We start from the raw sequence: 22,214 nt of genomic DNA, 5'->3' as shown, positions 1-22,214 counted from the left end.
TCTTCTGTAAGGAAGTCATTTCTCCATGCGTGTGAACAGAATCAGCCGTGCCCGCAGCCGGACGATGGCGGGCCTCTCGGTGGCCGCCCTGACCGTCGGCGCGACATCGGCCGCGGGCCCGGCCGCCGCCGAACCCGCGGCCAAGCCGAAGGCCGCCCCCGCGGCGGCCGCCGACTGCAGCGCGGCGTACAAGATCGAGCAGAAACTGGCCACCGGCACCAAGTGGACGATGTGCTGGCGCTACGACAGCTATGCCGGGCTCGTCCTGGAGAACATCTCGTACCAGCCCAAGGGCGAGGCCCGTCCGATACGCGTCCTGACCAGCGCGAAGCTCGCCCAGATCCACGTCCCTTACGACGACGGCTCGGTCGAGTACGACGACCTCACCGGCGCCGGCTTCGCGCAGGGCCTGATGAACATGAAGCCCGGCGAGTGTCCCGGCGGCACCATCAAGACGGTCAAGGTCCCGGACTCCTGGGACCCGGAGAACTCGAACGTCAAGGGCCTGTGCACCACGACCCGCTCGCGCGGACACGCCTACCGCATGCAGGGCAACTCCGCGAACAAGGTCTGGCAGAAGCAGGGCAAGGACCTTCTCGTCTACACCGTCAACCAGACCGGCTGGTACGAGTACATCACCGAGTGGCGCTTCCAGGACGACGGCACCGTCAACATGAACGTCGGCGCCACCGGCAGCCTCGCGCCCGGCGACTACGACGCGGGCGACGGCCGCGGCTGGCCGATCGGCAAGGGCGCCAAGGACTACGCCACCAGCCACAGCCACAACGTCTTCTGGCGGCTCAACTTCGGCCTCGACGGCTCCTCCAAGAACAAGGTCGAGCAGTACGACTCCGTGGTCAGCCCGCCCGCCGGCGGCGGCGAGGCTCCGAGCAACAAGACCACCCGCAAGAAGATCACCAAGGAGCTCGCGGGCAACGCCAAGAACATGCGCTGGTGGCGCGTGGTCAGCACGGTCGGCAAGAACAAGGACGAACACGCCCGTTCGTACGAGATCGTCCCGGGCGTCACGTCCAAGTACCCCGGTCGCAGCTACACCAAGCGGGACATCTACTTCACCGAGTACAAGAAGTGCGAGCAGTTCGCCAGCCACAACCCGCGCAACTGCGGTGCCGGAGCGGGCAAGTCCGTCGACAAGTGGGTCAACGGGCAGAACCTGACCCGCCCGGTGGTCTGGGTGAACAGCGGCTTCCACCACGTCGCCCGGGATGAGGACCAGCAGCCCATGCCGGTCCACTGGCAGGGCTTCTCCATCGTCCCGCGCGACGTCACCGCTATGAATCCGCTCACTCCGCCCGCGCTGGCCGATCAGAACGGGCATGTGGAAAACGGTCGTTGAGAAACGACCTGTCCATCCGGCTGCACCGTTGACCGCCCACGGAGTACCCTTCCTTGATCGTTGGCTGGGGGAGTGCTCGGGGGAGCGGAAGGCGGTGCGCGGGTGGGCTCGGGAGGGCGGGAGTTGCCTTCTGGTGACGTAGGTCACGAAGGGAACTCCACGGATGCCCCGCCCGGGGCGGTGTCTCTGGCACGGCCGATGGAAATCGGTGCGGAGCTGGACTGGGGCGCCGATGCCTGGGGCGAGGTGCGTACGCGCGCCCAGCGGGCCGGACGCGCCTACATCTGGCTGAACCTGGTCGAACAGCGGCTGCGCGCGGTCGTGGCCGCTGTTCTGCGCCCCATCTACGAACCCGTGCACGGCGAGGACGACTGGGTGGTCGCCGCCGCCGGACCCGCCGGCCAGGAGTGGGTGCAGCGCGCGGTCGCGGTACGCGAAGTCAGCCGCCGCAAGGGCTACTTGCTCGACCCGGCCGACGACAACGTCATCAGCTTCCTCACACTGCCGCAGTTGCGCGAGCTGATGGTGCAGCACTGGCCGTGCTTCGAGCCGTACTTCGACGAGCGCCGGGACGTCGAACTCGCCCTGGACGAACTGGAAGTCACCCGGAACGTCGTATCCCGCAACCGAGCCCTGTCCGAGGCCGTCCTGGCCCAGGCCGAGCGCGCCTCGGCGAGACTCCTGGAGATACTCGGGGCGGGCAGCGATGTGCCGTCCGCGCGGCGGCTGCCCGTCGACGCCGTCGAGAACCTCGTCGGCGACCGTTACGCGGACGTCGTGGCCGTGCACCCCGACCGGGTGCGGCTGATGCGGCAGTTCCCCGCCGAGGACATCTTCGGCAGCGCCCGCCGCCTCGACGCCATCGGCATCGGCCTGAACCTCCTGGTGCAGAACTTCTCCGGACGGCGGCTCGTACGCCTTGCCGAGTCCGGCTGCCGGGTGCGGTTGCTGTTCCTGAACCCCGCCTCCAGCGCCGTGAAGCGGCGCGAGCGCGAACTCGGCATAAAGCGCGGCGAGTTGAGCCGCTCCGTCGAGATGAACATCCTCCATATGCGGCGTGTGAGGTCCCGGCTGCGGGATCCCGGCGCCTTCCAGATCCAGGTCTACGACGAGACGCCCCGCTTCACCGCGTACCTCGTCGACGGGGACGGCTCGGACGGCATAGCGGTCGTCCAGTCGTATCTGCGCCGGACGCGGGGGATGGAGGCGCCGGTGCTCGTCCTGCGCGGTGGTGGACGCGTGGTCAAGGCGGAGGACACCGGCGAAGAGGGGCTTTTCGGTACATATCGCGAGGAGTTCGAGATGGCCTGGGCGGATTCGCGGCCTGTGTCCTGACAACTCCCGTGACCGGTAGGCGCAGTGGTGGCGGTAAGCGGAATGCGGTCCTCTGATTGTCAGTGGCCCATGGGATCGTGGAGGTCACTGGGGGGAACGCACCACGAAGAAGGGGGCCCGGTATGGGCTGGCACGGCGAGCTGCTGATCGGCTTCGACCTGGAGACGACCGGGACGGATCCGCGCGAGGCGCGCATCGTCACGGGAGCGGTGATCGAGGTCAGGGGCGGAGAGCCGATAGGGCACCGCGAGTGGCTGGCCGATCCGGGAGTCGAGATTCCGGCGGACGCGGTGGCGGTGCACGGCATCTCCAACGAACGGGCGGCCGCGGAGGGCCGCCCGGCCGACGAAGTGGCCGACGCCATCGCCTCGGTACTCGTCTCGTACTGGAAGACGGGCGTACCGGTCGTGGCGTACAACGCGGCCTTCGACCTGACCCTGCTCTCCGCCGAACTGCGCCGCCACGACCTGCCCTCACTGCGGGAGCGGCTCGACGGCCTCGCCCCGGCACCGGTCATCGACCCGTACACCATCGACCGCTCCGTGGACCGCTACCGCCGAGGCAAGCGCAACCTCGAAGCGGTCTGCGCGGAGTACGGAGTCGCACTCGACTCCGCCCACGACGCCTCGGCAGACGCCCTGGCCGCGGCCCGCCTCGCCGGTGCCATAGCCGGCCGCCACCCCAAGGTCGCGGCCCTCGGCCCGGCGGAGCTGCACCGCCGCCAGATCGAGTGGTACGCCGAGTGGGCGGCCGACTTCCAGAGCTTCCTGCGCCGCAAGGGCGACGCGACCGCGGTGGTCGACGGCACGTGGCCGCTGCGGGACCTGGCGGACGAACGGGTCTGAGGGCGCGCCGACCGCAGGGCCACGCACTGCCCCGCACGGGACGCGGTGACACCGCAGTCCCGGCGTGGCCGCCATGCCCGGCGCCGGCTGTCTCGGCTGTCGACGCCGCCGCGGCGGCGCGACGTGTCACGGCGCCGGGGACGTCACTCCGTGCTGCGCAGCGCGACCCAGGTCTCGCGGCCCACGACGCCGTCGGCGGTCAGTTCCTTGCCGCTTTGGAAGCTTCGCACCGCGGACTCCGTGCCGGGGCCGAAGTCGCCGTCCACGCCGGTGTTCCCCACGCTGTATCCACGCTTCGTCAGCATGCACTGCACCTGCAGCACGCGTTTACCACTGTCTCCCTGGCCTGTGCGTCCGTTGCCGGAGTAGTGCGTGCAGTCGGAGATCCAGGGCGGGGTTGCGGGCTCGGGAGGCGGGCTGCTCGGGGACGGAGTGGCGTCAGCGGGGGCGCTGGTCTCGGTACCGGGTTCAGAGGGATCGTTTCGTCGGCCGTCGTCTGCGGTGCTGGAGACCTCAGGACGCGAGGCGTCGCCGCCGACGACGCCGTTGGCATCGTTGCCGGACGCACCGTTGCCGGACGCACCCGGGGCAGACGTCCCGTCCGGGCCCCCCGGCACCGGCGAGACCTCGGCATCGCCGGGCGTGGTACCGACGGCGGACGTCGCACCGGCTCCCGGAGCCGAAGCGCTTGTGTCGGTGTCCTGACGAGTGAGCATGAAGACTCCCGCGGCCACCGCGCAGAGGGTGATGCCCGCGGCGACGGCCAGCACCGGCTTCCTCCGTACCCAAGGAAAGGCTCCCACCGGGCGTGACTGCCCCGTGGACTCCCCGGGCGGTGTGACGTCGGAAGGACCTGCCGCCTGAACCGATGGTCCGGAACCGGGCGGAGTGGGCTGGGGCACCGGCTCGGAAGGGGGCCGCGGCTCCGTCACCGGCCGGTCGTCCGAGGAGCGTTGACGAGTCGTCTGTTCGACGGGGAGGCGGTGCAGTGCCTCGTACGCCCGCTGCCGGGCCAGCACCTTGCCGCGCAGCGGCTCGGGCCAGGTGGACGTCCCGGAGTGCGCCCCGGCCGCCGCGTCGATCAGGTCCTGCGGGGCGGGCCGCCTCTCGGGTTCCTTCGCCAGGCAGAGGGACAGCAGCGAACCGAGCGCCGCGTCCGCCGCCGCGACCTTGGCCATCAGCTCCGGATTCGGCTCCTCGAACGCCACCCGGTGCATCACATCCACACCCGTGCCGTCACCGAAGGGACCACGCCCCGTCGCCGCGTAGACCAGCGTTCCGGCCAGCGAAAAGACATCCGACGCCGTGTCGCACCGGCCCGTCCGCAGATGCTCCGGCGACATGTAGGCCGGAGTTCCCACCCGGTTGCCCGTGCCGGTGATCGCGCTTGCGTCCGCGGCTTTCGAAAGGCCGAAGTCGATCACATGCGCGCCCCGGGCGGACAGCAGAACGTTGGACGGCTTCAGATCCCGGTGCACGATCCCCGTGGCGGCGAGGTCGGACAGCGCCTGCCCCAGTTCCTTCACCAGACGCCACACCGTGGCCGGCTCCAGGGCGCCGTCCTCACGGATGGCATCGGCCAGATCGAGTCCCGGGACGTACTCGGTGGCTATCCACAGCAGTTCGTCCTGGAAGCCTGTGCCGCATAATCGCGGCGTGCGCGGCGTACGGACCCGGGCGTGCACCGACGCCTCATGCTTGAACCGGCGGCGGAACTGGGCGTCCTCCGCGTACTCCGGCCTGATCACCTTCACCGCGACCAGGCCGGGGCCGTCGTCCGCGGGACGAGCCAGATAGACCCGCCCCATGCCACCACTGCCGAGCATCCCCAGCGGCACATAGGGGCCGACACGACCCGGGTCGCCGGGCCGCAGAGGTACGGCACCGGCTTCCCGCAGTGCGGCAGCCTCGTTCGTTGATGAGTCCGGTGGCGCCGGCCGCTGTTCCGACACGTACCCCCCGAAGTGATTTCATGCGTACGTCAGTTCGCCCCCAATGGGAGAACGAGGCTAACCCAGCCCGGACCTGCATTCAGCCTTTCAACCACTTCTGTCACGCGGACCACCAGGGATGGCTTGTTCTGGTGCCCGGCTTCGGCGTGCCGGGCCAGGCGGGAGCGCGGATCGTTACGGACTCGCGATCCGTTCCACCCGTGGCTCGGCGACACGGGCGTAGTCCTCGCCGGAGATGACCAGGGACCGGTCTAGGCGGGCCGCGTTGAAATAGAGCCTCGGCTGCGCCACGACGTCCGGGTCCGCGACGAGTTCGAGGTCGGGATCGAAGCTGAAGGGGAGGACGGTGCCGGGTACGGCGCGGGCCAGGCGCTCGGCGGTGGCCGCGTCGCTGAAGCCGGCGTAGCGGGCGGCATGGAGCGCGCGGACGGCGTCCAGGTCCACGCGGCGGTCTCCGGGGACGACCGCGAGGACGTGGCGCGTGGTCCGCCGGTCGACCTTGACTCTCAGGACGATGCACTTCGCGGCCTCGGACATGGGGTGACCGCGCAGTGCGCTGACGGCTTCGGTGGTGCCTTCGGGCTCATGGTCGATGAGTTCGTAGGCGACGGAGGAGGTGTCGAGCAGGGTGATCAGACGCTGGTAGGTCTCGTGGGTGTGGGTGGTGCCGTGGCTGTCGGGCATGCGGGGTCCTCTTCGGTGTGGTGCGGGATCTTCGGGTTTTCTGCGCTTTGCGCGGTGCCGCGATGGGCGCGCTCCACGGCCTGCCCCCAGTACGTGCCGGTGACCATCAGGGCCGCGCCGAGCGCGGTGAGCACGGTGAAGTGCTCGCCTGCGAGACCGATGCCGACCGCGGCGGCCCAGATCGGTTCGGTGCCGAGCAGGAGGCTGGCCCGGCTGGCCGAGGTGCGCTGCACGGCCCAGGTCTGTGCGAGGAACGCGAACACGCTGCAGAACAGGGCGAGATAGAGCAGCTGCGCCCAGGCCGCGAGGCCGACGTGCGCCAGGTCCGGAAGGTCGCGGGCGGCGGGCACCAGGAACAGGGCCGAGCCGACCAGGGTCTGAACCGCTGTCAGCTGCAGCGGACGTATCGTCCGGCCCGCGGTGAGCCGTCCGACGAGGACCACGTGCGCCGCCCGCACCACCGCGGCGCCGAGCATCAGCAGGTCACCGAGGCGGAGCGCGTGGAATCCATTGCCGGCCATGAGGAGCCCGACGGCCAGCACGCACACCCCGGCGGCGACGAAGAAGACCGGAGGCAGACCGCCACGGTGACCCGAGCGGTCCAGGAGAGGGGTGAGCACGATGGTGAGGCTGATGATCAACCCCGCGTTGGCAGCGCTCGTGTGGGCGACGCCGTATGTCTCGATCAGCAGGACGGCCGCCTGTGTGACTCCCAGTGGCACGCCGGCCCGGATCTCTTCACGAGTCCACCTACGGGGTCCTCGACGGGCGGCAGTGGCGACCAGTCCGAGGCAGGCGAGCGCGGACAGCGCGTACCGGGCGAACAGCACCACCAGGACCGGGAGCGCGGCGGCTGCTGTCTGGGCGGAGAGATAGCTCGAGCCCCAGACGAGCGCGACAAGGAGAAGTACCGCATCGGTACGGCGGGCATCAGACACGCGCCCACCTTGCCTTTCCCCGTCCATGAAGCCCAGAGCCACCTTCTTAAGCAATCCTTTAGCTTCCCTACACTGAGGCAATGGACGAACGGCAGCTGAGGATTCTGCGGGAGCTCGGGGAACTGGGCAGCGTCACCGCCGTCGCCGAGGCGCTGCTGGTGACGCCCTCGGCGATCTCGCAGCAACTGCGGCTGCTGCAACGCGCGATGCCCGTCCCGCTCACCGAGCGGCAGGGGCGACGGCTGGCGCTGACCGACGCCGGACAGGCCCTGGCCGACGCGGCGATCGAGGTGGAGACGGCCCTGGCGCGGGCGCGGCACACCGTCGCCGAGTTCGTCGACCGGCCGGACGGCGAGGTGTCGGTGGCGGCCTTCCACAGCGCGGGCTCGGCGTTCTTCCCCTTGCTCCTACGCGGCCTCACCGCATCCGGCGGACCTCAACTGGCCCTCGCCGACGAGGACGTCCCGCAGGCCGACTTCCCGCCGCTGACCAGGCAGTACGACCTCGTACTCGCCCACCGTCTCGAGCACGCGCCCACATGGCCGCGTACGGTGGCCGCGACCACGCTGCTGCGCGAACCGCTCGACGTGGCCATGCCCGCCGATCACCCGCTGGCCGTGAAGCTGCGGCTCGTTCCACGCGATGTGGCCGACCAGCCGTGGATCACCGTGCACGACGGCTTCCCGCTCATGGCCACCATCGAGGCCATCGCCACCGCCGCGGGCCAACGGCTCCGTCTCGCCCACCGCATCAACGAGTTCGCCGTCGTCGCCGAGGCAGTCGCCGCAGGAGGAGGCCTCGCCCTGATGCCCCGCTGGACCACACGCCCGCATCCCGAGCTGGTTCTCAAGCCGCTCAGCGGCGTACGGGCCCGGCGCCACATCGACGCCCTCTACCGCCCCGAACGCACGGCACGCAAGGCCGTCCGCACGGTCCTGACCGAACTGCACCGTGCGGCCGACGCGATCCGACGCCAGGACCGCTGAACCTCAGGCTGGACTTCAGAACGGATACCACCGCACGGTCGCGTCCCCGTCCCGCAGCGAAGCCACCCGGCGCTTGAACTCCGTCAATGCCTTCGGGTTGCTCGGTGCGTGTTGGGCGACCCAGGCGCAGCTGGCCGTCTCGCGTGCCCCGCGCAGTACGTCGCAGCCGTCCCAGTCGCGTACGTCCCAGCCGTACGCGTCGGTGAAGGAGTCGTACGCCTCGGCCGGCAACCCGTAGCGGTCGCGGGACAGGGCCATGACCACCAGGTCGTGCTCGCGCAGGTCGGCGGAGAAGGTCTCCAGGTCGACCAGGACCGGGCCGCTGGGGCCGACATGGACGTTGCGCGGCAGCGCGTCGCCATGGATCGGGCCCGGCGGCAGATGCGGGGTGAGCGCCACAGCGGCCGTCGCGACGCCGTCGCGGCGATCGCGCAGATACGCGGCGTCCGCCGGGTCGATCGCGTCGCCCGCGAGCCGTAGCCAGCGCTCGACGCCGCTCAGCAGCTCGCGCCTCGGCAGGTGGAAGCCGGGGGCGGCCAGGGCATGCACCCTCCGCAGCAGTTCGGCCAGATCGCGGGGCTCGGCGGGACGTACGGGATCGGGCAGCCGGTGCCACACGGTCACCGGGTGACCGGCCACGAGCCGCGCCTCGGGCTCGGCGGCCCGCACCGCGGGGACGCCCGCCGACGCGAGCCAGAGCGCGACGGCCAGCTCCCGCCGCGCCCGGTCGAGGAGTTCGGCATCGCGTCCCACCTTGACGACCAGGTCACCGGAGGCGAACACGGCGTTCTCGCCCAGCGCGAGCAGGTCCGCCCCGGCCCGCCCGAGCCCCGCGTCGGCGAGCACGTCCCGCGCCCGTGCCTCGTCCATCGGTCGCCTCCCGTGGCTGCTCAGTCCGGCATCAGACACGTACGCGGCGCGTGCTCGCGTACGACGTCGAGATCGCGCCATACGCCGCCCAGTGTTGCATTCGCCCAGGTGGGAGCCCTCACGGGGCCCGGAACACCGCGGAGACGAGACGTCCGGAAACAAGTTGCACGAGACGTATCGTCTCGCTTATGGTCGCCGTCATGACCACCCCACGCCCCGCCCACATCGCCATGTTCTCCATCGCCGCCCACGGGCACGTGAACCCGAGCCTCGAAGTGATCCGGGAGCTGGTCGCCCGCGGGCACCGAGTGACGTACGCAGCCGGCCTTCTACCGCGAGTGCCTCAAAGCCTTCGGCGACCTGCCGGGCTGGCACATGGTGCTCCAGATCGGCAAGCACGTCGCCCCGGCCGAGCTCGGCGAGATTCCCGGGAACGTGGAAGTCCACGATTGGGTCCCGCAGTTGGCGATCCTGAAGCAGGCCGACGCGTTCATCACGCACGCGGGAGCGGGCGGCAGCCAGGAGGGCCTGGCGACTGCTACACCGATGGTCTGCGTGCCCCAGGCCGTCGACCAGTTCGGGAACGCCGACATGCTCCAGTCACTCGGCGTCGCCCGCCACGTACCGATGGAGGAGGCGACCGCGGACACCCTCCGGGAGGCCGTCCTCACGCTGGCCGACGACGCGGAGGTGGCGCGACGGCTCAGGGAGCTCCGGGCGCAGATGGCGTCCGAGGCAGGCACACAGCGGGCGGCGGACCTGATCGAGGCGGAAATTGAATAGGGCCGGTGGCTGGAACAGGACCGGTTCTACGCCAACGGTGAAGTCATGGTGCGCTTTGGATAACGGAAAAGCCATTCGGTAACGCTCGGATAACGCGGCGTGTGCCCGGTCGAGGCATGGACCGGGTTACCGAGTCGGACCGTTACCCCCGTTCGAAGGTTGCACGGGCCGCTTCTTGTCCTTTCCTGAACGGCTTCTTAGCGTGAGGTGAATTCAAGCCCAACTCTGGGAAGCTGACCTATGCGCCGAGAACTACCGCCCCTCGCCGAGGTGCGCCGCATCACCCAGAAGAAGCGCGACGCGTGGTGGACCGTGCTGCTCGTCGACCCGGTCGCCACGCCGCTCGTGCGCATCACCGCGATGCGCACGAAGATCACGCCGAACCAGATCACCTGGGGAGCCTTCCTGCTGGGACTCGCCTCGGCCGCGTGCTTCGCGCTCGGTGACTGGCGCTGGCTGATAGCCGGCGCGCTCGTCTACCACCTGAGCTTCATCTTTGACTGCATGGACGGGAAGCTGGCCCGGCTCACCGGCCAGGGCTCCGTGTTCGGGGCCTGGCTGGACTTCGTCTTCGACCGCATCCGCGTGATGGTGTGCGGAATCGCGCTGATGGCCGGCCAGTACCAGCGCACCGACGACACGGTCTACATCTGGCTGGCCCTCGCCGTCATCGGCCTCGACACACTGCGCTACATCAATTCCCTGGAGATCTTCAAGATCCGCCACTCCATGCGCAAGCAGATCAAGGCACGTATGCGGGAGGCGCGGCGCGCGGAGAATTCCACCGAACTCGCTTTCATGGAAGACCTGTTGCGCAACAACCCGGAGGCGGATGTCGAACACGACCTCCGCAGGACGGCCACGGCAGATGAGGGCACGGGTGCGCCGCCGCAGGCCCAAGTCATCGATCTGCACCAGGAGTTCCGCCATCGTTTCCCGGTCTATCTGCGCGTACGGTCCTTCCTGCTCCGGCATCGCATTCGCTCCCACCTGGTCAGCGGCGTCGAGTTCCAGATGGGCGTCTTCATCGTCGGCCCGCTCCTCGACGTGGTGATCGAGGCGACCCTCGTCTCCGGTGCCCTCCTCCTCGTCTTCGAACTCGCCATCATCTACAAGCTGCTGCTCTCCACCCGGGACTTCACCCGCACGATCGACTCCTTCGAGCGCGAGGCCGTCACCGAGGCGGCCTGAGCCCCTTGTGGCGGTCAGTCACGGGTCAGCTCCGCCAGCTTGACCACGGTGTTCCAGTTGCGAGTGGTGGCGATCAGGCCCTTCATCAGCCGGGGCTTCGACAGGGTCTCCGCCAGCTTGGAGCGGCCGAGGCCGTCGGGGGCGTACAGGTAGAGACAGCGCTCCCCGAGGCGGAACTCCTCCGGGAGGAAAGCCTGTTGGTCGATCGACGCGAACCGTTCGGGGGCGACCGGCACAGAGAAGTATGTGATGTGCAGCTGCTTGGGCTGTAGTTCGGCGGCCGGGAACGGGCAGGCCTCCAGCACCGCCTGGAGGTAGGTGTGGTCGCGGACCAGGACGTCGACGGTGAAGCCGAAGCGCTTCTCGATGGCCGCGGTGATGTCCGCGGCCAGGGAGTCCTCGTCGCCACTGTCCGCGGTGAAGACCGCGTTGCCGCTCTGGAGGTAGGTGCTCACCCCGCCGAGACCGAGTCCCTCGAGCAGCGTGCGCAGTTCGGCCATCGGCACCTTCTTGCTGCCGCCCACATTGATCCCGCGCAACAGCGCCGCATACGTCGTCATCCGCACACGATAAAGCGGCCGCCGTGCCCCGTGGGGGCGGGCACGACGGCCGCGGTCGATGACGTTACTCGCTTATTCGACGATCTTCAGGAGCTTGTTCGGCGTGGCCGGGGACGCGTTGGAGATCGTGTCCGCGGTCGCGCCGTCGGTGAGCGCCTGGGTGACCGCCGCCGGGTCGGCGTCGGGGTGGCCGGCCAGATAGACGGCGGCGGCGCCCGCTACGTGCGGGGTCGCCATGGACGTACCGGAGATGGTGTTGGTGGCGTCGTCGCCGGTGTTCCAGGCGGAGGTGATCTCCGAGCCGGGGGCGTAAAGGTCCACGGCGGAACCGAAGTTGGAGAAGTCCGACTGCTGGTCGTCCTCGGTGGAGGAGGCGACCGTGATGGCCTCGGGGACGCGGGCCGGTGAGCCCTGGCTCGCGTCGGCCGACTCGTTGCCCGCCGCGACCGCAAAGGTGACGCCGGACGCGATGGCCTTCTGTACGGCCGCGTCGAGGGCTTCGTCGACCCCGCCGCCGAGGCTCATGTTGGCGACGGACGGCCCCTCGTGGTTGGCGGTGACCCAGTCGATGCCCGCGACGACCTGCTCGGTGGTGCCGGAGCCCTGGTCGTCGAGGACCCGGACGCCGACGATCTTCGCCTTCTTCGCCACGCCGTGCGCCTCGCCCGCGATGGTGCCCGCGACATGCGTGCCGTGGCCGTTGCCGTCCTGCGCGGTGTTGTCGTTGTCGACCGCGTCGAAGCCGTCCGAGGCACGGCCGCCGAAGTCGCTGTGGCTGACGCGGACTCCGGTGTCGATGACGTACGCGGTGACGCCCTCACCCGCGCTGTCGGGGTAGTTGTACGCGCCGTCGCCCGCGGTCGCGGTCTGGTCGATGCGGTCCAGGCCCCAGGAGGGCGGGTTGGCCTGGGTGGCGTCGATGTGGAACTTCTTGTTCTGGACCACCTTGGCGACCGACGGATCGGCGGCCAGCCGCTTGGCCTCGGTCTGGGAAAGACCGGACGCGGAGAAGCCGTTGACGGCCGAGGTGTACGTGCGCTTCAGGGAGCCGCCGTACTCCTGGGCGAGGTCCTTCTTGGCGCCCTTGGTGGCCTTCTCGTCGAGCAGCACGATGTAGCTGCCGGAAACGGCGCCCTTGGCGTCGAGGCCGTAGACCTTGCCCTCGGCCGGAGTTGCGGCGCCGGCGGTGGTCCCGGCGACGACGGTCACGCCCACCGCGGTGGCGGTGGCGGCTATGGCCGCGGTCAGCTTGATTCTGCGGACACGCTGGTTGTTTGCCATGAAGAGGGGTCTCCTCGTGGTTTCTGTGGGGGGATTTGTGGGGGAAACTCGCCGCCGGGCACCGAAAGTTACCCGGCGGTTGGCACGAAACCCTGACTGATTGACGCGCGCAGATCAACACCTACATACACCTGTGACACATTCAACAAGTGTTCGCAATAACAAAGGGGTTGAGGCGCGACAGATCGGACGCGGCGTCCAACGGGCCCGACGACATGATCGCGAACCCCGAGAACTCCATTTACGTGTAAGGGGCCACCTCCTCCTTGGTGCTGATGTCGCGGGGGCCAAGGGGAGGACTCCGCCCTCCGTCACTTCACCGGGCAGCACGACGAGATGCCCTTATCCGGCCCATACCTTCAAAGCGAGGGAGGCGGCAGGGGGCCGTCAACCCGAGACAAGGGGGCAAGCCCGTCATGGGGAACGGAGACACACGGGTGCGGGGCATAGCCGCCCGGGCCGGCGGCTGGAGTGCCCGGCACCGCTGGGCGGCCGTCGGGATCTGGATGCTGTTCGTCGTCCTGACGATGGGGCTCGGCTCCGCGGCGGGCACGGTCGAGGTCAAGGACAGCGATCAGATCAGCGGCGAGACCAGCCAGGCAGCGGCAATCGCCGAAAAGGCGGGCATCGACGAACCGGCCGGGGAGACCGTGCTCGTCCAGGCCAAGGACTCCGGCCTGAAGGCGACGGACGCGGACTTCCGCGCCGCCGTCACGGCCGTGATGCAGGCGGTCGAGAAGACCGGCGAGGTGACGGCCGTGACCTCGCCGTACGAGACGGACACCATCTCCAAGGACGGCCGCAGCGCGCTCGTGCAGTTCGACATGCGTGGCGAGGCGGACACCGCGGGCGAGCGTGTGGAGCCCGTACTCGACGCCGTCGAAGAGGTGCAGAAGGACCATGAGTCGCTGACGATCGAGCAGATCGGCAGCGCCAGCATGATGAAGACGTTCGACGACGCGTTCGGTGAGGACTTCCAGCAGGCGGAGTACTCCGCCGTACCGGTGGCCCTCGGCATTCTGCTGGTCGCGTTCGGAGCGGTGGTGGCGGCGCTGGTGCCGGTGGCCCTCGCGATCACCGCGATCATCGCGACGATGGGCCTGATGGGCATCGTCAGCCATGTGATGCCCATGAGCGACACCGCCAGCTCCGTGATGCTGCTGGTGGGCCTCGCGGTCGGCGTCGACTACTGCCTGTTCTACCTGCGCCGCGAGCGCGAGGAGCGGGCGGCCGGACATGACTCGCAGACCGCGCTCCGTATCGCCGCGGCGACCAGTGGCCGGGCCATCATCGTCTCCGGTGTCACGGTGTGCGTGGCGATGGCGGGCATGCTGTTCACCGGGATCGCCGAGTTCGAGGGGATGGGCCTGGCCTCGCTGATGGTCGTGGCGGTCGCCATGGTCGGTTCGGTGACGGTGCTGCCCGCACTGCTCTCGCTGCTCGGTGGGCGGGTGGAGAAGGGGCGGATCCCGTTCCTGCACCCGGACAAGCGGCGCAAGCGCAAGGACGGTTCGGCCGGCGGCGAGAGCCGGTTCTGGAAGAGCGTGCTGCGGGTGGTGCTGGCGAAGCCCGCGATCTCGCTGATCGTGGCGGCCGGCGCACTGCTGGCCATCGCGGCTCCCGCGCTCGGCATGAAGACCCAGAACCTCACCCTGGACCAGGAGTTCGGCGACTCCCTGCCCATCGTGGCGACGTACGACCGGGTCAACGAGGCCTTCCCCGGCGGTTCCGACCCGGCCGAGGTGGTCGTCAAGGCCGACGACATCAACTCGCCCGAGGTGAAGTCCGCGATCGCCGACTTCCGTGCCCAGGCGGTGGAATCGGGTGCCTCACGCGGCCCGGTCGACGTCAAGGTGCACGACGCGCAGAACGTCGCCTTCGTGTACGTACCGCTGGTGGGCGGTTCGGACCTGGACAAGGCGGAGAAGAGCCTTGAGACCATCCGCGACGAGGTGCGGCCGGCGACGCTCGGCAAGGTCGACGGTCTCGAGGCGCCGGTCACCGGTCAGGTCGCGGGCTCGAAGGACTTCAACGACCAGCTCGCCGGTGCGGTGGCCCCGGTCTTCGCCTTCGTCGTGGTCTTCGCCTTCCTGCTGATGCTGCTGTCGTTCCGCTCGCTGACGATCGCGATCACCTCGATCGTCCTCAACCTCCTTTCGGTGGGGGCGGCTTACGGCATCCTCGTCGGCGTCTTCCAGCACGGCTGGGGTGCCTCGCTGGTGGGCGCGGAGGGCGTGGGCGCCATCATCACCTGGCTGCCGCTGTTCCTCTTCGTGATCCTCTTCGGCCTGTCCATGGACTACCACGTGTTCGTGGTCTCCCGGATCCGTGAGGCGCGGATGCGGGGCCGCACGACAAAGGACGCCATCCAGCACGGTGTCGTCACCACAGCCGGTGTCGTCACCAGCGCCGCCGTCATCATGGTCGCCGTCTTCGCGATCTTCGGCACCCTGTCCATGCAGTCCATGAAGCAGATGGGCGTGGGCCTCGCGGCGGCGGTCCTCATCGACGCGACGATCATCCGCGGCGTCCTGCTCCCCGCGGCGATGGCCCTCCTCGGCGAACGCAACTGGTACTTCCCGAAGTGGCTCAACCGCCTCCCGGACCTCACCCACGACGAGTCCCCGCAGGGCCCGGTGCCCTCGCCGCCTCCGCCGGCGGTGGAGGGGGAGAAGGTGGGAGTTTGATCTTCTCGCGGTAGTTCGGTACGTGGCCGGGGTGCGCGCATCCCGGCCACGTTGCTGTGCGCGGAATCTTGATGGCGGGTACACGCGACTGTGGCAGGCTCTGACCCATGCGATACATCATCATCGGAGCGGGGGCGGTGGGCGGGGCGATCGGTGGTCGCCTTGCCGGGGCCGGGTGCGAGGTCGTGTTGGTCGCGCGGGGCGCACAGTACGAGGCGCTGCGCGAGCGTGGGCTGCGGCTGGTGGTGCCCGACGGGCCGCACGTCCATCGGTTGACCACGGTGGACGGGCCGCACACCCTCGGGGAGTTGCGGGCGGACGACGTGCTCGTGCTCGCCGTCAAGACGCAGGACAGTGCGGCGGCCCTGGAGAGTTGGGCTCCCGTCACGGTGGCGGGCGGAGGGACGGCGGGTGAGCGGCTGCCCCTGGTCTGCGCGCAGAACGGGGTGGAGAGTCAGCGGCTCGCGCTGCGCCGCTTCCGGCGCGTGTACGGCATGTGCGTCTGGCTGCCCGCGGCCTTTGTCGAGCCGGGCGTCGTGTCCGCCGCCGGTACGCCGCTGACCGGCATTCTGCACCTCGGCCGCTACCCGTCCGGCACGGACGAGACGGCCCGCCGTATCGCGGCCGATCTGGAGAAGTCCCGCTTCGAGGCTCCGGTCGTACCCGATGTGACGCGCTGGCAGTACGCCAAGCTCCTCGGCAACCTCGCGAACGCGATCGAGGCGGTCAGCGGCGTGCTCACCAGCGAGGAGGGCATCGCGCTCTACGACCGCGTCCGTGCGGAGGGCGAGACCGTGCTCACCGCGGCTGGTATCGCGTACGCCGGTGACGAGGAGCAGAAGCAGGCCCGCGCCGACAAGATCCGATTCGAACCCTTCGACGGCTCAGCCCGCGGAGCCGGCTCCTCCTGGCAGTCGCTCCACCGGGGCACCGGCACGATCGAGGCCGACTACCTCAACGGCGAGATCGCCCTCCTGGGCCGCCTGCACGGCGTGCCGACCCCGCTCAACGAACTGCTGCAACGGCTCGCGAACGACTTCGCGCGCGAGCGCAGGGAGGCGGGGTCGATGCCGGTGTCCGAGCTGACACGGCTGGCAGGCGAGGCGGTCGCGTCTGTTCAAGAGGACTGAGCGCCGCTCTTTGCTCGAGCAGGGAAGCAGCCGCGGGTCGTCCAGCGAAGAAGGTGCGGGCGTCTGCGGCTGCTCAAGCCCCCAGCGCCGCCAGCACCGGCACCCGCGCCCCGTCGTACCGCTCCAGCAGTACCCGCGCCACCTCCGGCGCCGGCCCCAGCACATCCGCCAGTACGTCCGCCTCGGCCGCGCCCCGCGCGATCCGGTCCGGCAGGAAGCCGGGGGCGAGGACGTACGGGGCCACCGCCACGCGGGCGCAGCCCAGCGCACGCAGTTCGCGTACCGCCTCCTCCGTGCGGGGGAGGGATGCGGAGGCGAACGCAGGTCGCACGGCGCACCAGCCGGTGTGCCGCCACTCCCGCGCGATTTCTGCGATCACTGCGATCGCCTCCGGGTCTGTGGACCCCGCCGAGGCCAGCACGACCCCGGTCGAGGACTTCATCCGGCCGACTTGGCTCCGCCAGGAGGGGTTTTCGGCCGGGGGCCCAAGGGTTGTCCCCCGGGACAATGCAGTGGCCGGGCTCAAGCCGGCCTCGTACAGCCGCCGTTCGAGCGCGGCGGTCAGCAGCGGCGACGGGCCGAGCACCTCGGCCTGCCGGATCCGCAGCCGCGACGGTGCCTCCCGCAACACCGCCGGGATGTCGGCCTTCGCGTGAAAGGCCCGGTTCAGGAGCAGGGGGAGTGCCACCACGTCCCGTACGCCCTCTGCCGCAAGCGACTCCAAGACCGCCGGGACGGAGGGGACGTTGAAGTCCAGGAAGCCGGTCTCCACGCGCAGGCCCGGACGCATGGCACGCACCCGGCGCACCAGGGCGTGCACCGTCGCGGCATGGCGCGGGTCGCGGCTGCCGTGGGCGATGACAAGTAGGACCGGTCGGCGCATGGGACGTGACACTCCCCGGGTCAGCGGTTCGGGAGGAGACCGCGGCTGCGCAGCACCCGCCGCTCCAGCGGACTGAAGATCAGCAGGTCGATGGCGATACCGACGATCAGGATCAGGAGGATGGCGAAGAACACCAGGGACATGCTGTTCGCCGTACGGCCGTTCTCCAGCAACTGGCCGAGACCGATGCCCAGTTCCGGCGAGGACGCGATGATCTCCGCGGCCATCAGCGAGCGCCACGAGAACGCCCAGCCCTGCTTCAGACCGGCCAGATAGCCGGGCAGCGCGGCGGGCATCACGATGTGCCAGGTGCCGCGCAGGCCCGTTGCCCCGAGCGTACGGCCCGCCCGCAGGAACAGCGGCGGAACCTGGTCGACGCCCGACACCAGACCGTTGGCGATGGAGGGCACCGCGCCCAGCAGGATCACCGCGAACATCATCCGGTCGTTCAGGCCCAGCCACAGCACGGCCGGCGGCACCCAGGCCACCGACGGCAGCGACTGAAGGCCGGACAGGATCGGGCCGATCGCCGCCCGGACGAACTTCACCCGCGCCACCAGCAGACCCAGCGGCGTACCGATCGCCAGCGCCAGCAGGAAGCCCAGCAGCCCGCGCGAGACGCTCGTCCAGATGTACTCGTGGAGCGTGCCCTGCAGCCAGGCCTCCCGGACCTCGCTCCAGACCTCGGACGGCGCGGGCAGCTTGTAGCTGTCGACGACCTCCGCCCACACCAGGACCTGCCAGACCGCCAGGACCAGGAGTACGGCGACGACCGGTGGCAGGATCTTGTCGACGAGGGTCTTCCGGAAGGGCGTACGTCCGGTCTGGACCGTCTCCAGGGCGTCCAGGCCCGCTTCGAGCCCGGCGAGATCGTTGCCGTCCCCGGCGGCCTTGCCCCTGGTGGGTTTGGCGTCCGTCGCCTCAGTGCTGGCCATGACGGCGGATCTCCCCACGCAGTTGTTCGGTGATCTCTACGGACAGCTCCGCCACGTCGGCGTCCTCGATGCGGCGCGGCTGCGGAATGTCGACCGTCCACTCGCGTGCGATACGGCCGGGGCGCGAGGACAGCAGCACCACGCGCTCGGCGAGCCGCACCGCCTCGCGCACGTTGTGCGTCACGAACAGCACCGACAGGTTCGTCTCGCGCCAGATGCGGGTCAGCTCGTCGTGCAGCACATCCCGCGTGATCGCGTCGAGTGCCGCGAACGGCTCGTCCATCAGCAGGAGCTTGCTGTCCTGCGCGAGCGCGCGGGCCAGCGCGACGCGCTGCCGCATACCGCCCGACAACTCGTGCACGCGCTTGCCGTACGCGCCCTTCAGCCGGACGAGCTCCAGCAGCTCCTCGGCCTTGTCGCGCCGCTCGGACTTCGCGATGCCCCTCAGTTTCAGTGCGAGTTCGATGTTCTTGCCCGCCGTCAGCCACGGGAAGAGGGCGTGCTCCTGGAACATCAGCGCCGGGCGGCCGTCCGTCGTGATACCGCCGGTGGTCGGCCTGTCCAGGCCCGCCACCAGGTTCAGCAGCGTCGACTTGCCGCACCCGGAGGCTCCCAGGAGGGTGACGAACTCGCCGGGCGCGACATCGAGTGTGATGTCGTCGAGGACGAGCTGCTGTCCGGCCGGGCCGGCGAAGGACTTCGAGACATGCTCGATGCGCGCGGCGTGCGCCACCGACGCACCGGCGTCGGCGGCCTTGGCGAGGGCGGTTGCCATGGTCGTCACCTCCTGTGAACTCAACGTGTGGGCTTTTGGACTTACTTGACGCCGAGACCGGCGTCGTCGACCTCGGGCTCGCCCTCGGCCTTGAGGACCTTGTTCAGCGGTGCGAGGTCGTAGATGCCCTTGAGGTCGGGCTTCTCGAGCAGGCCCGCGTCGACCGCGTGCCGTGCCTCGGCGCCGAGGGTGGCGGCCAGCGGATCGTCGGTGAACCGGATCGACTTCCAGGCCGGATCGAGCACCTCGGCGGGCAGCGGCTTGGCGGTCAGCTCCTCGAGCTTGGCGTTGGCCGCGGCTTTCGCCTCCTCCGGGTTGGCGTTCATCCAGGCGTTGGTCTTCACCGAGCCGCGCAGTACGGCCTCGACGACGTCCGGGTGCTCCTTCAGGAACGTCTGCGACACGATGATGTTCGTGATCACGAACTTCTTGTCCGGCCACAGATCGGCCTCGTCGAGCAGCACCTTGCCGCCCTCGGCGACCAGCTTGGACGCGGTCGGCTCCGGCACCCACGCACCGTCCACGGAACCGGACTTGTAGGCGTCCGGGGTGATCTTGTTGTCCGTACGGACCACGGACACATCGCCCTCGCCGCTCTCCGCGTCGACCTTCCAGCCCTGCTCCGCGACCCAGTTGAGGAACGCCACGTCCTGCGTGTTGCCGAGCTGCGGTGTTGCGATCTTCTTGCCCTTGACGTCCTTCAGGGACTTGATCTTCTCCGGGTTCACCACGAGCTTCACACCGCCCGACGCCGAACCGCCGATGATGCGCAGACCCTTGCCCTCGGTCGTCGAGTAGCCGTTGATCGCGGGCGACGGGCCGATCCAGCCGATGTCGATGGACTGCGAGTTGAGCGCCTCGATCTCGGCAGGACCCGCGTTGAACTGCGAGTACGTGGCCTGTGTGCCCCCGAGCTCCTTCTGGAGCAAACCCTTCTCGTCACCGACGAGTGCCGTGGCGTGGGTCAGGTTCGGGAAGTAGCCGATCCTGACGGTGTCGGCGGAGAGCTTTTTGCCCTGGGCGGCGACGTTCGCCGTGCCGTTGTCCTTGGCCTGGGAGCCGTACCCGCAGGCCGGCGCGGCGAGCGCCAGCAGGGGTACGGCCACCACCACGGCGAGGCCGCGGCGGAGGGCGGAGTGGGTGGCAGGCACGGGAGGGGTTCCTCTCGTCGGCCCGGCGGTCACGCTCTCAGGTCGTGGCCGGGGGATCGGCAGGGGGTTTTCGTCGGTACGGGGCGCGCCGGCAATGCGCGTACGCCTTTACACACATCGCGCAACCCCGCCCTGCCCGCTTCCGAGGGCACCGCTGCCCACACGGCCGCCCTCCTTCGCGAACGTCGAGAAGAAGTCGTCGCTCGTCATGTCTTCGGTGGTCATGTCAGAAGTCCCAGCCGTCGTCGTCGGCCTCGGTCTTCACCGGCTCCGGCGAAGCGAAGGACTCGCCGACCATGCCCGCGGTCAGCGTGGTGCCGTCCGCCGGGTCGATCAGGATGAACGAGCCGGTGCGCCGCGAGTCGGCGTACGCGTCGACCGGCAGCGGCTCGGCGGTACGGATCTTCACACGGCCGATGTCGTTGGCGACCAGGTGCCCCGGGTGCGGGTGCAGGGACAGGTCGTCGAGGGTCAGCCGGGAGGGGATGTCCTTGACGATCGCCTTGACCGTGCGGGTGCCGTGCTTGAGCAGCACACGGTGGCCGATGGTCAGCGCCGCGTCCGCGACGTGGCACACGGTCGCCTCGATGTCCTGCGTGGTCGCGGGCGCGTCCTTGCTGGGCACGATCAGATCGCCGCGCGAGATGTCGATGTCGTCCTCCAGCAGGACCGTCACCGACTGCGTCGTCCACGCCACGTCCACCGGCTCGCCCAGCAGATCGATCCCGGAGATCTTCGACGTACGGCCCGAGGGCAGCACGGTGATCTCCTCGCCGACGCGGAAGGCACCGGCCGCGATCTGGCCCGCGTAGCCGCGGTAGTCGGGGTGCTCGGCGGTCTGCGGGCGAATGACGTACTGCACGGGCAGGCGCGCGTGGCAGGTGGCCAGGTCATGGGTGACCGGAACCGTCTCCAGGTGCTCCAGGAAGGTCGGGCCGCCGTACCAGTCCATGTTCGCGGACGGGTCCACGACGTTGTCCCCGGCGAGCGCTGAGATGGGGATCGCTGTGATCTCGGGGACGCCCAGTTCGGAGGCGTACGCCGTGAACTCCTCGGCGATCGTGGCGAACACGGTCTCCTGGTAGTCGACGAGGTCCATCTTGTTGACGGCCAGCACCACGTGCGGGACGCGCAGCAGAGCCGCGATCGCGGCGTGCCGGCGGGTCTGCTCGACGACGCCGTTGCGCGCGTCGACCAGGATGACCGTCAGCTCGGCCGTGGAGGCACCCGTCACCATGTTGCGGGTGTACTGCACATGGCCGGGGGTGTCGGCGAGGATGAACCGGCGACGGGCGGTGGCGAAGTAGCGGTACGCCACGTCGATGGTGATGCCCTGCTCGCGCTCGGCGCGCAGACCGTCGGTGAGCAGCGCGAGATCGGGTGCGTCCTGACCGCGGCTGCGCGAGGCGTGCGCGACGGCCTCCAGCTGGTCGGTGAGGACCGACTTGGAGTCGTGCAGCAGCCGTCCGACGAGCGTGGACTTGCCGTCGTCGACGGACCCCGCGGTCGCGAACCGCAGCAGGGTCGTCCCCGACAACTGCTCGACCGACAGCGGCTCGGTGGGTTCGGTGGTGCTGGTCATGGCTAGAAATACCCCTCGCGCTTGCGGTCTTCCATCGCGGCCTCGGAGAGCTTGTCGTCGGCGCGGGTCGCGCCCCGCTCGGTGAGCCGGGAGGCGGCGATCTCCGCGATCACCGCGTCCAGCGTGGTGGCGTCGGAGTCGACGGCGCCGGTGCAGGACATGTCACCGACGGTGCGGTAGCGGACGAGGCGCTTCTCGACGGTCTCGCCGTCCTTCGGGCCGCCCCAGTCACCGGCGGTCAGCCACATGCCGCTGCGCTGGAAGACCTCACGCTGATGCGCGAAGTAGA

18 protein-coding genes and 2 pseudogenes are annotated in these 22,214 nt (G+C 69.6%); 8 read left to right on the top strand and 12 right to left on the bottom strand.

What is annotated here, in order from left to right; genetic code table 11:
- Nucleotides 1-25: 25 nt before the first annotated feature.
- The 3 genes from ABD357_RS09060 to ABD357_RS09050 all read left to right on the top strand — a co-directional run bounded on the left by ABD357_RS09060 (nt 26) and on the right by ABD357_RS09050 (nt 3,537).
- Nucleotides 26-1,357 carry a copper amine oxidase gene (locus tag ABD357_RS09060; RefSeq protein WP_344388852.1) on the top strand — a complete coding sequence of 444 codons (1,332 nt, stop codon included), beginning with the start codon at nt 26-28 and terminating at the stop codon, nt 1,355-1,357.
- Between the two features lie 72 nt (nt 1,358-1,429).
- Nucleotides 1,430-2,692, top strand: a complete 1,263-nt coding sequence (locus tag ABD357_RS09055; protein ID WP_344388851.1) for an SAV2148 family HEPN domain-containing protein — start codon at nt 1,430-1,432, stop codon at nt 2,690-2,692.
- Between the two features lie 122 nt (nt 2,693-2,814).
- Nucleotides 2,815-3,537, top strand: a complete 723-nt coding sequence (locus ABD357_RS09050; protein ID WP_344388850.1) for a 3'-5' exonuclease — start codon at nt 2,815-2,817, stop codon at nt 3,535-3,537.
- A 143-nt stretch (nt 3,538-3,680) separates the two neighbouring features.
- Here the strand turns inward: ABD357_RS09050 and ABD357_RS09045 are convergent, their stop codons facing one another.
- The 3 genes from ABD357_RS09045 to ABD357_RS09035 form a co-directional block, all read right to left on the bottom strand.
- Entirely contained in the window at nt 3,681-5,489 is a 1,809-nt protein-coding gene (locus ABD357_RS09045) for a protein kinase domain-containing protein (protein ID WP_344388849.1), read from the bottom strand.
- A 174-nt stretch (nt 5,490-5,663) separates the two neighbouring features.
- Entirely contained in the window at nt 5,664-6,173 is a 510-nt protein-coding gene (locus ABD357_RS09040) for a YbaK/EbsC family protein (protein ID WP_344388848.1), read from the bottom strand.
- Nucleotides 6,122-7,111 carry a DMT family transporter gene (locus ABD357_RS09035; protein ID WP_344388847.1) on the bottom strand — a complete coding sequence of 330 codons (990 nt, stop codon included), beginning with the start codon at nt 7,109-7,111 and terminating at the stop codon, nt 6,122-6,124. The genes ABD357_RS09040 and ABD357_RS09035 overlap by 52 nt, the downstream gene beginning before the upstream one ends.
- Before the next feature lie 80 nt (nt 7,112-7,191).
- On the opposite strand from ABD357_RS09035, the gene ABD357_RS09030 reads away from it, so the two are divergent.
- The gene (locus ABD357_RS09030) at nt 7,192-8,097 is read left to right on the top strand and encodes a LysR family transcriptional regulator (RefSeq protein ID WP_344388845.1); all 906 of its coding nucleotides are present in this window, start codon (nt 7,192-7,194) and stop codon (nt 8,095-8,097) included.
- Nucleotides 8,098-8,112: 15 nt separating this feature from the next.
- Here the strand turns inward: ABD357_RS09030 and ABD357_RS09025 are convergent, their stop codons facing one another.
- A complete protein-coding gene (locus ABD357_RS09025; RefSeq protein WP_344388844.1) occupies nt 8,113-8,967 on the bottom strand; it encodes a phosphotransferase enzyme family protein in 855 nt (284 codons plus the stop codon).
- A 318-nt stretch (nt 8,968-9,285) separates the two neighbouring features.
- Here ABD357_RS09025 and ABD357_RS09020 point away from each other — a divergent pair.
- Together ABD357_RS09020 and ABD357_RS09015 are read left to right on the top strand one after the other, a co-directional pair.
- Nucleotides 9,286-9,750, top strand: a pseudogene (locus tag ABD357_RS09020) (nucleotide disphospho-sugar-binding domain-containing protein); the annotation flags it as partial.
- Nucleotides 9,751-9,990: 240 nt separating this feature from the next.
- On the top strand, nt 9,991-10,941 hold the full coding sequence (locus ABD357_RS09015) for a CDP-alcohol phosphatidyltransferase family protein (RefSeq protein WP_344388843.1): 951 nt from the start codon (nt 9,991-9,993) through the stop codon (nt 10,939-10,941).
- Nucleotides 10,942-10,955: 14 nt separating this feature from the next.
- Here ABD357_RS09015 and ABD357_RS09010 read toward each other — a convergent pair whose 3' ends face one another.
- Complete coding sequence (locus tag ABD357_RS09010) at nt 10,956-11,501, bottom strand: DUF1697 domain-containing protein (protein WP_344388841.1); 546 nt, start codon at nt 11,499-11,501, stop codon at nt 10,956-10,958.
- Between the two features lie 72 nt (nt 11,502-11,573).
- Nucleotides 11,574-12,782 carry a S8 family peptidase gene (locus ABD357_RS09005; RefSeq protein WP_344388839.1) on the bottom strand — a complete coding sequence of 403 codons (1,209 nt, stop codon included), beginning with the start codon at nt 12,780-12,782 and terminating at the stop codon, nt 11,574-11,576.
- A 416-nt stretch (nt 12,783-13,198) separates the two neighbouring features.
- Here ABD357_RS09005 and ABD357_RS09000 point away from each other — a divergent pair, with 416 nt between their 5' ends.
- Together ABD357_RS09000 and ABD357_RS08995 are read left to right on the top strand one after the other, a co-directional pair.
- A complete protein-coding gene (locus ABD357_RS09000; RefSeq protein ID WP_344388838.1) occupies nt 13,199-15,469 on the top strand; it encodes an MMPL family transporter in 2,271 nt (756 codons plus the stop codon).
- A 107-nt stretch (nt 15,470-15,576) separates the two neighbouring features.
- On the top strand, nt 15,577-16,599 hold the full coding sequence (locus ABD357_RS08995) for a ketopantoate reductase family protein (protein WP_344388837.1): 1,023 nt from the start codon (nt 15,577-15,579) through the stop codon (nt 16,597-16,599).
- 73 nt (nt 16,600-16,672) lie between these two features.
- Here the strand turns inward: ABD357_RS08995 and ABD357_RS08990 are convergent, their stop codons facing one another.
- The 6 genes and pseudogenes from ABD357_RS08990 to ABD357_RS08965 all read right to left on the bottom strand — a co-directional run.
- The gene (locus ABD357_RS08990) at nt 16,673-17,482 is read right to left on the bottom strand and encodes a sirohydrochlorin chelatase (protein WP_344388836.1); all 810 of its coding nucleotides are present in this window, start codon (nt 17,480-17,482) and stop codon (nt 16,673-16,675) included.
- 20 nt (nt 17,483-17,502) lie between these two features.
- A complete protein-coding gene (locus tag ABD357_RS08985) occupies nt 17,503-18,417 on the bottom strand; it encodes an ABC transporter permease (protein WP_344388835.1) in 915 nt (304 codons plus the stop codon).
- Nucleotides 18,404-19,192 carry an ABC transporter ATP-binding protein gene (locus ABD357_RS08980; protein ID WP_344388834.1) on the bottom strand — a complete coding sequence of 263 codons (789 nt, stop codon included), beginning with the start codon at nt 19,190-19,192 and terminating at the stop codon, nt 18,404-18,406. The genes ABD357_RS08985 and ABD357_RS08980 overlap by 14 nt, the downstream gene beginning before the upstream one ends.
- Before the next feature lie 41 nt (nt 19,193-19,233).
- Nucleotides 19,234-20,343 (bottom strand): aliphatic sulfonate ABC transporter substrate-binding protein, encoded by a 1,110-nt coding sequence (locus ABD357_RS08975; protein WP_344388833.1) that lies wholly within the window; start codon nt 20,341-20,343, stop codon nt 19,234-19,236.
- Between the two features lie 226 nt (nt 20,344-20,569).
- On the bottom strand, nt 20,570-21,925 hold the full coding sequence (locus ABD357_RS08970; protein WP_344388832.1) for a sulfate adenylyltransferase subunit 1: 1,356 nt from the start codon (nt 21,923-21,925) through the stop codon (nt 20,570-20,572).
- Nucleotides 21,926-21,927: 2 nt separating this feature from the next.
- A pseudogene (locus tag ABD357_RS08965) lies at nt 21,928-22,214 on the bottom strand (sulfate adenylyltransferase subunit CysD); the annotation flags it as partial.

Source organism: Streptomyces vastus, from assembly GCF_039532825.1.
GTDB lineage: Bacteria > Actinomycetota > Actinomycetes > Streptomycetales > Streptomycetaceae > Streptomyces > Streptomyces vastus.
Note: the sequence above shows the minus strand (reverse complement) of the source record. Positions and strands in the feature narration are given on the sequence as shown.

Excerpts from the sequence above, each read along its gene's own strand:
- ABD357_RS09060 (WP_344388852.1), top strand. The coding sequence starts at position 26 with ATGCGTGTGAACAGAATCAGCCGTGCCCGCAGCCGGACGATGGCGGGC.
- ABD357_RS09050 (WP_344388850.1), top strand. The coding sequence starts at position 2,815 with ATGGGCTGGCACGGCGAGCTGCTGATCGGCTTCGACCTGGAGACGACC.
- ABD357_RS09040 (WP_344388848.1), bottom strand. The coding sequence starts at position 6,173 with ATGCCCGACAGCCACGGCACCACCCACACCCACGAGACCTACCAGCGT.
- ABD357_RS09030 (WP_344388845.1), top strand. The coding sequence starts at position 7,192 with ATGGACGAACGGCAGCTGAGGATTCTGCGGGAGCTCGGGGAACTGGGC.
- ABD357_RS09025 (WP_344388844.1), bottom strand. The coding sequence starts at position 8,967 with ATGGACGAGGCACGGGCGCGGGACGTGCTCGCCGACGCGGGGCTCGGG.
- ABD357_RS09015 (WP_344388843.1), top strand. The coding sequence starts at position 9,991 with ATGCGCCGAGAACTACCGCCCCTCGCCGAGGTGCGCCGCATCACCCAG.
- ABD357_RS09010 (WP_344388841.1), bottom strand. The coding sequence starts at position 11,501 with ATGACGACGTATGCGGCGCTGTTGCGCGGGATCAATGTGGGCGGCAGC.
- ABD357_RS09005 (WP_344388839.1), bottom strand. The coding sequence starts at position 12,782 with ATGGCAAACAACCAGCGTGTCCGCAGAATCAAGCTGACCGCGGCCATA.
- ABD357_RS09000 (WP_344388838.1), top strand. The coding sequence starts at position 13,199 with ATGGGGAACGGAGACACACGGGTGCGGGGCATAGCCGCCCGGGCCGGC.
- ABD357_RS08995 (WP_344388837.1), top strand. The coding sequence starts at position 15,577 with ATGCGATACATCATCATCGGAGCGGGGGCGGTGGGCGGGGCGATCGGT.
- ABD357_RS08990 (WP_344388836.1), bottom strand. The coding sequence starts at position 17,482 with ATGCGCCGACCGGTCCTACTTGTCATCGCCCACGGCAGCCGCGACCCG.
- ABD357_RS08985 (WP_344388835.1), bottom strand. The coding sequence starts at position 18,417 with ATGGCCAGCACTGAGGCGACGGACGCCAAACCCACCAGGGGCAAGGCC.
- ABD357_RS08980 (WP_344388834.1), bottom strand. The coding sequence starts at position 19,192 with ATGGCAACCGCCCTCGCCAAGGCCGCCGACGCCGGTGCGTCGGTGGCG.
- ABD357_RS08970 (WP_344388832.1), bottom strand. The coding sequence starts at position 21,925 with ATGACCAGCACCACCGAACCCACCGAGCCGCTGTCGGTCGAGCAGTTG.